17 protein-coding genes are annotated in these 13,235 nt (G+C 46.7%); all 17 read left to right on the top strand.

The window, feature by feature from the left end; all coding sequences use genetic code 11:
• Positions 1-31: 31 nt before the first annotated feature.
• The 17 genes from HZA73_03840 to HZA73_03760 all read left to right on the top strand — a co-directional run bounded on the left by HZA73_03840 (position 32) and on the right by HZA73_03760 (position 13,155).
• Positions 32-1,252: a hypothetical protein gene (locus tag HZA73_03840; GenBank protein ID MBI5805156.1), complete on the top strand. Its 1,221-nt coding sequence runs from the start codon at positions 32-34 to the stop codon at positions 1,250-1,252.
• A gap of 223 nt (positions 1,253-1,475) precedes the next feature.
• Entirely contained in the window at positions 1,476-1,859 is a 384-nt protein-coding gene (locus HZA73_03835; protein ID MBI5805155.1) for a hypothetical protein, read from the top strand.
• A gap of 83 nt (positions 1,860-1,942) precedes the next feature.
• Complete coding sequence (locus HZA73_03830) at positions 1,943-2,311, top strand: hypothetical protein (GenBank protein MBI5805154.1); 369 nt, start codon at positions 1,943-1,945, stop codon at positions 2,309-2,311.
• Positions 2,312-2,453: 142 nt separating this feature from the next.
• A complete protein-coding gene (locus HZA73_03825; protein MBI5805153.1) occupies positions 2,454-2,795 on the top strand; it encodes a hypothetical protein in 342 nt (113 codons plus the stop codon).
• An 82-nt stretch (positions 2,796-2,877) separates the two neighbouring features.
• A complete protein-coding gene (locus HZA73_03820) occupies positions 2,878-3,216 on the top strand; it encodes a hypothetical protein (protein ID MBI5805152.1) in 339 nt (112 codons plus the stop codon).
• Positions 3,217-3,400: 184 nt separating this feature from the next.
• Positions 3,401-3,736, top strand: a complete 336-nt coding sequence (locus HZA73_03815; protein MBI5805151.1) for a hypothetical protein — start codon at positions 3,401-3,403, stop codon at positions 3,734-3,736.
• Positions 3,737-4,169: 433 nt separating this feature from the next.
• Entirely contained in the window at positions 4,170-5,525 is a 1,356-nt protein-coding gene (locus HZA73_03810; protein MBI5805150.1) for a radical SAM protein, read from the top strand.
• Between the two features lie 347 nt (positions 5,526-5,872).
• Positions 5,873-6,631, top strand: a complete 759-nt coding sequence (locus HZA73_03805; GenBank protein ID MBI5805149.1) for a hypothetical protein — start codon at positions 5,873-5,875, stop codon at positions 6,629-6,631.
• 174 nt (positions 6,632-6,805) lie between these two features.
• The gene (locus tag HZA73_03800; protein ID MBI5805148.1) at positions 6,806-7,660 is read left to right on the top strand and encodes a hypothetical protein; all 855 of its coding nucleotides are present in this window, start codon (positions 6,806-6,808) and stop codon (positions 7,658-7,660) included.
• A complete protein-coding gene (locus HZA73_03795; GenBank protein ID MBI5805147.1) occupies positions 7,645-8,580 on the top strand; it encodes a hypothetical protein in 936 nt (311 codons plus the stop codon). The genes HZA73_03800 and HZA73_03795 overlap by 16 nt, the downstream gene beginning before the upstream one ends.
• A gap of 623 nt (positions 8,581-9,203) precedes the next feature.
• A complete protein-coding gene (locus tag HZA73_03790) occupies positions 9,204-9,344 on the top strand; it encodes a hypothetical protein (GenBank protein MBI5805146.1) in 141 nt (46 codons plus the stop codon).
• A gap of 39 nt (positions 9,345-9,383) precedes the next feature.
• Positions 9,384-9,605: a hypothetical protein gene (locus HZA73_03785; protein MBI5805145.1), complete on the top strand. Its 222-nt coding sequence runs from the start codon at positions 9,384-9,386 to the stop codon at positions 9,603-9,605.
• 154 nt (positions 9,606-9,759) lie between these two features.
• Complete coding sequence (locus HZA73_03780; GenBank protein MBI5805144.1) at positions 9,760-10,083, top strand: hypothetical protein; 324 nt, start codon at positions 9,760-9,762, stop codon at positions 10,081-10,083.
• A gap of 84 nt (positions 10,084-10,167) precedes the next feature.
• A complete protein-coding gene (locus HZA73_03775; GenBank protein ID MBI5805143.1) occupies positions 10,168-11,046 on the top strand; it encodes a peptidoglycan-binding protein in 879 nt (292 codons plus the stop codon).
• Positions 11,047-11,132: 86 nt separating this feature from the next.
• A complete protein-coding gene (locus HZA73_03770) occupies positions 11,133-11,780 on the top strand; it encodes a hypothetical protein (GenBank protein ID MBI5805142.1) in 648 nt (215 codons plus the stop codon).
• 654 nt (positions 11,781-12,434) lie between these two features.
• A complete protein-coding gene (locus HZA73_03765) occupies positions 12,435-12,782 on the top strand; it encodes a hypothetical protein (GenBank protein MBI5805141.1) in 348 nt (115 codons plus the stop codon).
• 145 nt (positions 12,783-12,927) lie between these two features.
• Complete coding sequence (locus HZA73_03760; GenBank protein ID MBI5805140.1) at positions 12,928-13,155, top strand: hypothetical protein; 228 nt, start codon at positions 12,928-12,930, stop codon at positions 13,153-13,155.
• The last annotated feature ends 80 nt before the right edge of the window (positions 13,156-13,235 follow it).

The raw sequence follows: 13,235 nt of genomic DNA, 5'->3' as shown, positions 1-13,235 counted from the left end.
TGTTGAATTTAAAAAGACTGAGTTTCTAAAAATGATCAATACTAAACTATTCACGATTCTTTTATTATTAACTATCTGCAACTCATGGGCTAAAAATGTGAACGTTATCGCCATAGCACCGATAAATGGGCAGGTTTCATCATGCCAATGCGGTGGCAGGGATATGGGTGGTTTGGCTAAAATACACACGGTTAGTTATAATTATAAAACAATCGGTCCGGTGTTATTAAACGGAAATAATATGGATTTATTGGGAAACAAGACAAAAAATAATCTTATATTACAACAATTAAGTAAAATGAATATAGCAGCAGTTGGCGTGGGATGGGCTGAATTAAAAGGTGAATTACTCCCTGAAATAATGAATGTTAAAACAGCTGGTCTACCCTGGGTTAATTGCAACCTGTTTTATGCCGGTAATCCGCTGACGAATAGATCTGTTCGGTATGAATTGAATGGTGTAAAGTATGTAATCACGAGTGCGATTTCCGATATAAGGGTCAAATCACCTTTATTAGAGGAACATGCCAAAGAACTCAAAGTGCTACCGGTTACAAAAAGCATATTTAATGAATTCATTAGTTATAAGGAAGGAACCGATATATTCGTAGTACTTTCAGATATGAGCATTGAGGACGAGAATGAATTAGTGGTAAGTTATAAAGATGATAAACCGCTGCTGATAATCACAAGTAACGGAGAGAAAGGGATTGATGACAAAAGAAACAAGGGCCGTGTATTTATACTTAACCCAGGCAGTAAGGGACTTCAAACTTGGCAGGCGAGCTATGATAGCACAGCAAAGGTATTTGATTTCATTAAATCACCCATAGACAGCAGTATTGAAAGTAACTCGGAAACAGCAACTGCAGTGGATATATATATACGCGTAGCTGGAAACGATAGCGTAATAAGCAGGTCTATGCTGGTCACAGATAAAAGCGATATGATTACTGTGCTGAAAAATGAGATTATTCTATTTTACGCACCAAATTGCGATGATTGCAGAGAAATTATTGAAAACAGTTTGCCAAATACAAAGAAAGTAATGAAACAAAGGATAAGATATACGGACATAACGAATGCCAGTAATTATCAAAAGCTGATGGATTTGCAAAAAAAAACCGGGATGATGACCTATGGAATGCCTGTCGCCTTTTACAACGGAGTGTTATATGATGGGAAAGAAAAAGTGGGGGAATTATTTAAGATAATATTAAGTAAAAGTAAATTGGGGAGAAAAGGATATTGATTGTCTGTTTGTTAGTCAATATTGGAATCATAGATCACTTAACCGGAACGTGAATTGCCATCCAACATTTCCGCTATATCTGTTGTTAATGATAATGATATCCGTGAATTATTGCCGGGCATATTTGAATACGAGATTGTATTGTAATATAAACGGTCAAGAAACTGAAATTGAGAGAAATAAAGCTGGAAAAGAATCATAAACAATCAAAACAAGGAGAAAAATGAAACGGATTTTAATCCTCGCAGCATTGATCGCTTTGGTGGTCATCGGATTAACTACTACTTCTTATGCTTTGCCTGCAATCTGTTATGGCCGCTTATTTTTGGGATCAACCGGGCATAACGGGGCCACGGTAAAATTGTACTCTGCCGATTGGACATACTTGGACCACTACTCAACCACAGTCAGCTATCCGGACAGTTCCTCGCCGGGATATTTTCTGGTAAATAAGTGCACCGAAGGCGCGGGATACTACAACCTGTGCATCATTGATGGTGACGGTTGGGAACATTATAATTTTTACTATGACGGCAACTACATGACCAATGTGGGGAACTTGTATCTACACACTACCAAACATCCCGTACACAATTATCTGCCATAAAATAACTGATTCTTTTCCAGCTTTATAATTTGTATTATTAATTATTATCCGACAAACCGAAAAATATTAAAAAAAGTGAAAAAATGAAAAATATATTTCTCATAGTAATGCTGTCGGCCCTGGCAACAACTGCCATTGCCACCGATTCCATGGCCAATCCTCTTTTTTGCGATGGTTATGTCTTCCTGGGCGATTCTGGGCATGACGGAGCAATAGTTTATCTGTATTCCTGCGATTGGCTGTACCTTAATTACAATACTAGCACTTACAACTCCGGATGTTTCCAAATACATGATTATTACATCACTACTGCCGGCTATTACAACCTGTGTATCCGCGACAGCCACGGCTGGGACCATGTGAACTTTTACTTTGACGGGGAAAACGTGGTCCATATTGGCACTACCTATCTGCATACCACTACTCATCCTCTTCACAACTATCTGCAATGAAACTTAGGAAACCGGTATTAACGAAAAATTTTCCAGAGAACAATACGCTATTCAGCAGGTACTGCCCAGTAGACCCTGCTAGGTAGCCAGTATCAATTACCACTATTCAGTATTCAGTATCATAGTTACCATGAGGAGCCGAATGCTAACCAACATAACTTCCGAGGAACTGATCCTTACCGCTCAAAGGCTGGAAGCCGCCGATCTTTTGGCTCAAGCCGATTACACCATGCTGGTGGCCACAATGGATGGGCTGGAACCGGCCGGTCTGTTGCCGCAGGGGTTCCTGTCAAAGGTAAAGGAGACCCAAAAACAGGTGGACAAGGCCCTGGCCCAAAGGTTCCGGGGCGGGGAGGAGCGGGAGCTTAGGCTTAAGATGGGCCTGTTGTATCAGGAGCTTTGGGAGATCACCCTGGCCGGGCAGAAGCTTTATGCCGGGGATGCGCAGAGCGCGGCGGCGTATAATCTGGAGCTATTGCAGTGAGGGGGCATTGCCCAATCACATCATAAGCGGATCCTCCTAAAAAAATGTTAGCAATAAAAAGCCAATAAACGAAAGGGGAAAAATGAGAAGAATTGCATTACTTGCTGTCCTGTCGATCATATTAATGGTCTCAACAGGTTTAGCTGCTGTCGTCGTATTTAAAGGTTATGCTTTTACTAATGGTTCCGTACCATTGGTTGGCTATACAATTACTATAAGCGGTCAACCCAGTTGTGGTTCGGGGGTAACTAGTAGTAATGGCTATTTTGAAGTACAGGGTTATTATCCCGATGCTGGTTATTATACTTTAGTTGCCACAAAAAGGTATCAGGGTTCATTGGTTTCTGTTTCCACGTACTACCACAATGGCTCTTATACAACTGATTGTGGTAACGTTAATTTTGAACCACCAACGGAATAACTCATAATAAAAATGTGCTTTTTATTGCTAACAATACAGAATATAGGTTAACATAAATTACAAACCCAACACGAAGGAGTGATATACGGCCAAGGTTTTATTGCCTGAAGTGCGGGGTATATAGGGAATTACAACATAATGAGAATAACTAAATAGAAGTGAAATAAACAAAAGGAGTATTCAAATGAATAAAATAATTGCATTGGTAATAGCAGTTGTTATACTGAGTTCCGTTTTATTATACGCCGAGCCCAGTTGGGTGAACGGAATTGCAATCTTCAATACTGATGCTTTAAACGGCTGGACCATCACATGCGGCGGCGGCACTTATGGCAGCACTGTTGCAGCTATCAATGGTGGTTTTGGCTTGTCCTGGGAACTTCGTCCACCGGCAGGTTATTATTATTTGACTGCTGATACAGCCGGGCCAATTAAACGTTATTCAGGACTGTTTTATTACGACGGGTCTTCATACGGCACGAATGGAACATGGTATTTCTCCAGGTATATTCCCGAATAAATAATCACCTACTAAAATAGTACTAATACTTCTGTTTTGTTATTCTCATAGTAGTTTAATAATTCCCAAGCAATAAAGATATTCTATAGTATTTGACCAAATATGTTAAAAGTAAACAGTTAAAAAATCTGATGCTGAAAGTCTATCCAGTAGCCGCTATCCAGTTGACTAACTAGGAACGGTGAATGGAAAATGGTAATCCGTAGGGGCGATTGGACAATCGCCCGGTGGTACATGTTAACGGGAAATACAGAACATTGAATGGTAACCGTAGGGGCGATGCAGGAGCCCGAAGACCTGTCCGCCGTAGTATGCCTGTGGCAGACACAGGAGGAAGCCTATGTAGATAGCGTAGTAGAATGAATCGCCCAGCGGCATATAAGAGTACCTATTATCTGTACATAAAATAAATAACCAATAAAAGTGAGGCAACATGGAAAATACGGACAATATTTGTTATAAACCGTCATTTTATAACTATACATTTAACATTGAAAAGGTAACGATCTTATACAATACCTATACCGGTGCTATGGCAAAACTACTGGATAAAGACAAAGAACAGGTGTCTGCTATTCTAAAAGATCCCAATGCCAATAAAAAAAGTGATAATGGCGAATTGTTCGAAACAATGGTAAACAATGGTTACATTTTAGATAAGAGAATTAACGAGCTTGACCTGGTAAAACTAAGGATAATGGAAGGCAGGTTCAATGCCAAAAGCCTTGCCATAACTGTGCTGCCAACGATGGCCTGCAATTGCAAGTGCACCTATTGTTTTGAGGAGCCGTATGCCAGCACAATGGGTAAAGAAGATATTGACAGGATTGTGGAATTTGTTGATGAACAAATAAAAACAATAAAGCCGCCTCAATTGTTCGTCAACTGGTATGGCGGGGAGCCTTTGCTGGGGTATGCGATAGTTGAGGAATTGAGCTTGAAACTCATGGAATTGAGCAAAAAACACGGTATCGAATATATCGCCCATATAATAACCAACGGATATTTGCTGACCAGGGAAAGGGCGGAAAGACTTAAGGAACTGGGGGTCATTCATATTCAAATTACGCTGGACGGTACAGAAGAAATACACAACCGCCGCAGGATGCTAAAGAACGGCGGGCCTACCTTCGGCAAAATTAAGGAAGCGATAATAATAGCGAAAGATGTGTTTGAAAAAGTTACTGTGCGCATACATATTGATAAGGAGACCAAGGAGAGCGCCTACGAATTGCTGGAACAAAAATGGATGATGGGCGATAACGTGAACGTCCGGGCCGGACATTTAAAGGATTTTAGCACTACTTGCATAGATTGGCGGACGGACAAGAAATCACTGGACGGCAAGGACTATATCGAAGTGGAAAATCACTTCAGCGAAGTCACCGGAACCGCCAAATACGCCGAGGAGAATTTTGATTATAAAAGTTATATCGGCTTGATTCCCTTAAGGGGAAGGTATTGTTCGGCCGATTTCATGGGGTCCTGGATCCTGGGTCCGGGAGGCAAGGTATACAGATGCGCTTCTGCCTTGGGAAAGAACGAGGACTGCGGCGTTATCTCCGGCGGTACGTTCCGCCCCAATCATAATATTTCAAAATGGTTCATAGATAGCCCAATAGATAATGAAATATGCAGAAATTGTAAGCTGCTTCCGCTTTGTATGGGAGGATGCCCCACTGTAAGGAAAAGGTATGCCCGGCCGGAAGAATCGGGCATATGCGAATATTGGGATGAATTTTTAAAAAGGGCGGTAAGCAAGGTTGTTAAAAAACTTGATAAGATATGATAAGTAATAAAGGCAATTATGCGGATCGTGAAATGGCATGCGCAGCCTTTCTTTGATTCGTTATCATTATATAGAAAGGAGGTGAGAATATATGGAGATTTTAAGAACAGGAAAGCACAATATCTATACTACAGAGGCAGAAAGCGAAAATGCGGCACCGATCTCTTGTTGTGCGGATAACCTGTGCATTCCGACCAAGGTGTGCTATTAAAGATTGAATAGCCAACCGATGGAGGTAGAGTTTAATGCTCTACCTCCAGTTCAGCATCAACCGCCGAATGTCGGCTTGCAACAAACAGCTTAGAAAATATAGCTAGAGCCTACAGCTTAAAAGAAGGAAACAGCCTATGAAACATTTCTTTTACCTATGGATGGCAGTGCTGGTTCTGCCGGGCATAGTTTTGGCCCAGCCGGCCTTTGACATCATCCGGCCCGACAGCATCCTGGGGCCTGGCAAGACCGTGCCGGTGTGGGTGCAGATAAGGGTAAAGGAGAAGAGCGGGGTTTATCTGATAGACATACAGCCTTCCTGCCCGCCGGGCTTTGTGATGCGGCCGGACAGCGGGACGGTGTTTCCTCTGACCGTCAACGGTTCCAGGGACAGCAACGACCTGCTGGTGCCGTTCAAACTCAGCGCTCCCGGCTGGAAAAGAGGCGGCAACGAACTGCTGGTGGCGGCCGGACAAAAGCAGTTCGCCCTTAACTATACCTACCAGGCCGGGGATAAAGGCGAACCGGTACGACGCTCCGGCACCTTTGGCATCACCTATGTGCCCTCGCTGTTCCTTTACCTGGTTTTCGGGCTGGCCGGGATACTGCTGGGCTTTTACGCCAAGATCAACATCAAGAACAGCGCCCAGATAGGCGGGATGGCGGCCCCGGAGGACGGGACGAACAAGGTACAGCAGATGGCCCAAAAGGCCGGGGCGGTGATGGGTTCCACCGTGCCCAATCTTTTAACCACTTTGATCCTGGGCCTGGCGGCGCTGTTGACCCTGGCCAGGTCCGGCATCCCGGTGGAGCATTGCTACTTTGCCCTGCCGCTGGGGATAGGGCTGGCCATGCTGGCCGACGAGGAGCTGATCTCGAAGGTGAAAGTGAAGTAGAGGGCCGGAGGCGGCCCGAAATTAAAAGGATGGTTGAGGTTCAAGTATTTAACGGTAAACCAATAAAGGAAAGGGCCAGAGATGCCTTTTAAGCCGGAAACCCAAGTTTGGCCTGAGGACAGGGCCATACTGTTTGTACATGGAATAGGTAACGCTAAAAAAGGCGATGGCCATGTGCTGATCGATATGTTAAAGGGAGGACTGGACGATCAGGCCGGCAAGTTTGCCTATTACTCGTTGTATTACGACGATATTAATGATTGGTTCAAGGAGAAGATAAAATTTACAGATGCAATCAAAGCCCTTAAAAACGCCATAAAACCTGGTATTGGCGATGACAGTGTCAGCGATACCATAGCGGAATACAGCGGCGATATAATTTGGCCGGTGTTGAACTCTGCGGCATACGACGCTATCCAGACCGCTTACATAACCCAGTTACAGCAGATTGTTTTGGACGGCCAGAAAAGAAGTGTTAAGGCCACTAACCAAAAGATAAGCATTATCTGCCACAGTCTGGGTTGTTTTCACACCTACGAAATGCTGCATAAAGTGGCGGATGAACCCCTGCATAACCTGTCCCCGGACAAGCTGTGCTTTGCCAATGTGATATTTATGGCTTCTCCAGTTCAATTGATTAAAACAGTAGCCCAGAAAATCGGGCATCTGGTCCCCGGCAACCTGGCTGTGCTAAAGCCGGGCGGTTTGAGATGCCCTTCAAGGAAAGTTGTGTTCTGGAATTACAGCTCCACTAAAAACTTGGTGTCAATCACCGGGGATTACGATCCGGTGGGCGGCTATCTGCTGAAGAAACGGCTGGACTGGGCCTATATGGATGTGCCGGGGCAGGTATCCAAAATCGACCCGCAGGACTTGCTGAAGATAAATAACAAGACCGAGCTGGCCGCCATTCTGAGCCAGTCCTTTAGCACCGATGGTCCTCCCAAGATTACCGTCAATAACCCGCATTCCTGGGAGAGCTATGTCAAAAACCACCAAGAGGAGATAAAAGAATGGTTGACTGCCTGAGAAAGATAGCCTTATGCCTGGTGCTGCTGTCCCTGGCGGGACCAGTGCATGCCGGTGATGCCGTTCCGCCGCTGCCGCTATATGTGGATCTTTTGGGAAAGGTGGCCCAGGCACTAAGGGCGGTGGATGACAGCTCCCACATAGGTTTTCTGGGGCCGGGCATAGTAGACACCCTGGCCGGAAAGATCACGATCATCGAAAGTTTTAAAAACAAGTACTCGTCGCTGGGTGATTTCAAAACAAAGGCCCATTGGAGCAGAACCGAAGTGGCCAAACAGGACCTGACAAACGACCGGGAATTGAATAATGCCCTGGACGGAGTGATGGAGATCCTAAAACAGCTGAGGAACAATCCAGAGATAGACAGTAACACTATTGCCCTCTGGGATTCCCTGCAACTATACCGCCTGCATTATTCCCAGGAGGCGGGGCTTAAAAAATTGCAAAGATACGAAAACAAATACGGCCCCAACTCGGCCCAATTGAACCCTGTTGAAGGCTTTTTAAACATCATCGTATTCCAGTGCTTGCCAGGCTTTAAGTTAAATTCCCAGGGTCCCGGGCCGCTGGAATTCATTTCTTCCTACAGTTCATCCTATGTCACAGCCTACGATGCGGAGACCGGGAAAACATTTGACGACATCGGCGTGGTTTCGGCCTTTGAAATAGGTCTGCGCTGTTACTTTTTTGGCGGGAGCTGGGGCCAGCAGGGGTGCAAAGGCATTTTAAAGCCGGGATATGCCACGGCGGGCCTGCTGATAACCGGGGAGGCGAGAGGATTCTTCAAGTGGCCGTTAAGGGGCAAGGAGTCTTATGGGATATTCGCCAGCTGGGGAGGATTAAAGGCGGGGTACATACCCGGGGGCAATTACCGGATACTGCTGAGCAGACAGTTTCAACTTGTACCTTATCTCTTCTGACCGGGCAGTAGACGCGGAACTTTAAACATTAACCGCTATCTCATTTCCGCGATACCGTTCCGCCTTCGTACCGGCATACAACTGCGGCGGACAAGAACCCATATTTTTCTTTTTTGTACTGCCAACTAAGAAAAAGAACCAAAAAGAAAAAAGTTCGTCGCAAATGACTTGTGGTGAGCGTTGTCGAACCAACCATCCGGGCGCTACGCTTCTCGTTACCGTCGGGCTTGTCTGAACTCGGGCTTTGGCGATCCCTCAAACAGGCCAGACAAGTATTTAACGCGACAACACAGGGGTTGGTTAGCCTCCAGAAAACAGAATATTGGATGGTAACTGTAGGGGCGATTCATGAATCGCCCGGTAAGATATTCCGCGATACCCTAACCCATATTGTTCTTTTTCTTTTTTGTACCGCCAACTAAGAAAAAGAACCAAAAAGAAAAAAGCTCGTCGCAAAATACTATCCGGGCGCTGTGCTTCTCGCTGACGGCGGGCTTGTCTGAACTCGGGCTTTGGCCAGCCCTCAAACATGCAGACAAGCTTTTAACCGCCATCAACTGCGATGCTCACTGATAGTATTTAACGCGACAAACGGGGTTGGTTAGCCTACGGAATATCGCCCGGTGAAACAACCCGACGGCGAGCACAGTCTGTTCCCGGCCGGGGCGGAGTACATGGTCTGCCCGCGCCGGCAGTCTTTCGCCAGCAGTCAGTTCTGGCCCTGCCAGGTGCGTCATCATCTGCATCAAAGGGAAATATCCTGAACCACCGGACTCAACTTAATGGAACAAAAAGGAAAAACCATGGCTTTCAATTTCCGAAGTAAATTGCACCGGACCGGCATTGTCATCACCATTATTTCCTTGGCGGGATACATCATTTATTTCATCGCCAAAGGTCCGCGGGACAAGGTCTCTGTATTCCTGGCTTTGTGTTTGATCGCAGGTATCATTTTGGCGGTCTTTACCGTGAAAGAGCCGTGGAGAAAAAAACGCGGCCCGGGGCCGGAAGGCGGCGGCATATAATTTGGAGCTGCTGTAGTGAACAATTTACAGGGTTCTTTCAACACAAAATCACAAAGGGGTTTATTCAACCGGTTACGAAAACCTATTTATTTATGATTAACAACTAAAAGTAAAAAGGAATAAACAAACAAACAAACAAATGAAAAGGAATACCATGAAACGAACAATCCTAACCATGGCCGTGATATTAATCATTGCAGCTTTAGCATATGCAGTGCCACAATGGTGTGAAGGGCATGCGAAAAGCACACGTGGAGCATATTTAAAAGGGTGGACTATATCCTGCCCAACCTATGGCTCTGGTATAGCAGATACACTCGGAAGATTTGTTTTTGGTTATCCAAATTATCCACCTGCAGGTTACTATTATTTCCATGCTGACTCAACCGGTAAACAAACTTTAACATCGCAAGATGCGCTTTATTATCCCGGGACTGGCCAGGTAGACTACGGTGATATTATTTTCGATAAATTCTAAACATTAACCATAATTCCTTTTTACTTTTAGTTTAGTATTTCAAAGGAATACCTTTATTTAGTAGTTATCAGATGATCGTTTCCCATGCTAAAAACCCACTATCTCAAAGAACTCTCCCTGGCCCAAACCTGCCGCACCGGGTCGCAGGGAAATGACGTCAAGAAGATCCAGGAATGGCTGGAGCTGTGGCGCCATGCCCGGCCGGATTGGGCTTTGACCAAGGTGGACCTGGACGGCGTCTTTGGCCCCCAGACCGCCTTTGCGGTAAAGGAGTTCCAGGCCAAAAGCGGAATGCCGGCCACCGGCGCGGTGGACGTAAAGACATTTGCCAGGCTGTGCGGGCCGATGGCCGGGGCGTGGCTTCGACCGGGGGCAGGCACCGCCGGCCCGGCAGCTCAGCCAGCGGCTGGGCCGCGGCTTCGACAAGGGGCAGTTCTTGACGGCCATGCAGCTCAGCCAGCGGCTAAGTTCAAAGGACTGATCATTCCCTACGCCAGGCGGCATCTGGCGGCGCAGGCCCGGGAGCTGGGGTCGAACAACGGTCCCTGGGTGCGGGCCTACATGGACGGGAATGAGGGAAAGGATTTTCCCTGGTGCGCCGGGTTCGTGCAGACGATCTTTGACCTGGCCTGTTCGGCCTGTGGGTTCAAGTTCACCGAAATGATCACCCGCACCTTCAGCTGTGACGGGCTGGGGCTGTATGCCCTCAGCCATGATAGGCTGATACCGCATAAACAGATATCCCGCCGGATGGCCGAGATCTCCCCGGGCGACATCTTCCTTGTAAAGCATCCCAAGAACAAGCTGGACTGGGTGCACACCGGGCTGATAGAGAGCAAGGGCAAGGGGTTCCTTATTACCATAGAGGGGAACACCAATGACGAGGGGTCACGAGAGGGTTACGAGGTGTGCAGGAGGAGGAGGGATCTGGGGACTGAGAAGCTGGACGTTATGAAGGTCTGAAGGTCTGAAGGTCTGAAGGTCTGAAGAACTGGCCGGCATATAGAAACTGGTTGGCTGACAACAAAAAGAAAACGGAAAGGGAGGATATGGCTAAAAATATCGATGGTCCGGCGAAACAGGCCGGGAAACACCCGGGTCTTTTTACCCGGATAACCGGCAACAGCCTGTTCCTGCTTTTGACCGGCGCCCTGATGTCGTCCCTGGTCGTCCCGTACATAACTTCGGTCTCAGTCAAGAATCGGCTGCTGCAGGAGAACCGGCTTAACATGCAGCGGGAGATAATCAAGAACGGCATCCTGACCGACCGGCAGATCAACGCCATCCTGACCAGGCTGGAGCTGTACCACAAGGACAACTACCGGCTAAAGCCGGACAAAAGGGAACTGAAGGCCGCCCAAAACAAGCTGCAGGACGAGATCAACCGGATGTACCTGGCCTTTGACGACAATGCCTGGTGGTGGCACCGGGGCCTGTACCAGGAGGCGGCAATGCTGAACTTGACCTCCCGGGAATCCCTGGACAGCCTGCTTTTGGACATGGGAAGATACCAGGGCAACATCGTGACCAGCACCAATGTGCTTTCCGGGCTGTGGGGGAAATGCCTTTCGGCCGGTTACGATTACAATGGAAATTGCGCCAAAGCCATAGAAAGCGATTCGACCCGGGAAAAACTGCTGGCTTTGAGGAATGAAAGGAACATTCTGATAACCAAGCTGGTGGGGTATTTTAAGTGAAGTGTGAAATGTGAATTCGGAATACAGAATATTGAATGGTAACTGTAGGGGCGATGCATGAATCGCCCGGTAAGATATTACACGGTACCCTAATCTATATTGTTCTTTTCTTTTTGTGCCGCCCCTTCGTTTGCAAGGTAAATAGCCTTCTCAGGGCAGGCGCCAGCAAATAACCAAAAGAAAAAGCTCGTCGCAAAGAACCATCCGGGCGCTGTGCTTCTCGCTGCCGTCGGGCTTGTCTGAACTCGGGCTTTGGCCAGCCCTCAAACATGCAGACAAGCTTTTAACCGCCGTCAACTGCGATGCTCACTGATGGTTCTTAACGCGACAACCGGGGTTGGTTAGCCTATAGAACACAAAATATTGAATGGTAACTGTAGGGGCGATGCGAACAGGGGATAGGGTTTAGCGTACGGCGTGAAGGGTAAAATGTGAAATGTGAATTGTGAATTGTGAATTGTGAAGGTAAGGTTGACACTACCCAGTAGACAGCAGCCGGTAACTTGAAGCTGAAGGCTGACAGCTGACAGATGATGGCGGCAGTTCAATTGTTAAACGTAAATTCCAAAAGGCGCAGCATTGTTTTTAGCACAAAACCAAAGCAAAAGGCGGTAGAACAATGGGAAACAGCAACATTAACATCTAGAGGGTAAAATGAAAAGAAAAACACTGGCTTTACTATTGGTCCTGCTATCAATATCAACGATGGCGATGGCGGTTAATTACTGGTGCTATGGAAACGCAAAAACCGGGGTCTCAACCTATTTAACGGGGTGGACAATAAAATGCGAAGAAGGCACCTATGGCACTTATACGGCCGGATCAAACGGGTATTTTGAGATGGTCTATTATTATTATTGGACGCCCCCTGCCGGTTATTACAGGCTTACCGCCGATTCAACCGGGAAAGCGCGCCTGACTTCCACCAGATTCTACTATTCCGGAAGCGGCAGTTTAAGCCTGGGGACCATATCATTTTCGCGTTTAGCCGAGGAAGAATAATCCAAAATCTTTAGTCTTTTGCTTTTGGTTTTGTTAAGATAGTTAACCACGATTGATTGAAACACTCCGGCGCAACAGCCGGTAAAAATCAATACCAAACGAGATCGCCAAATGGGGCCTGACCCCGGCCGGACTGCAGAAGCTTTTGGACGCCTACCAGGCCGTCAACGCCAGGCAGGAAAAGATGAAATCGGATATGCAGATCTCCACCCTGGATTTTAACGCGGCCAAGAAGGACCTGAAGAACGAGATGGCCCGGTGGGTCTCGGTGCTGGAGGGGAACTACGGCAAGACCGGGGATAAGCTGCAGGAGTTCGGTATAGCGCCCAGGATGTACAGGCTCAAGAAGGGGCCGAGGGCCAAACAGGGCTGACCTGACCCCTCACTTCGGCAGTTAATTGAGTTGCACTTACTCAGTGCAGGCTTCCCGTCCTCTCCGCTTCGAAAGATAGG

This window comes from candidate division TA06 bacterium (assembly GCA_016235665.1).
GTDB lineage: Bacteria > Edwardsbacteria > AC1 > AC1 > EtOH8 > UBA5202.
This window is presented reverse-complemented; position numbering and strand designations above follow the sequence as displayed.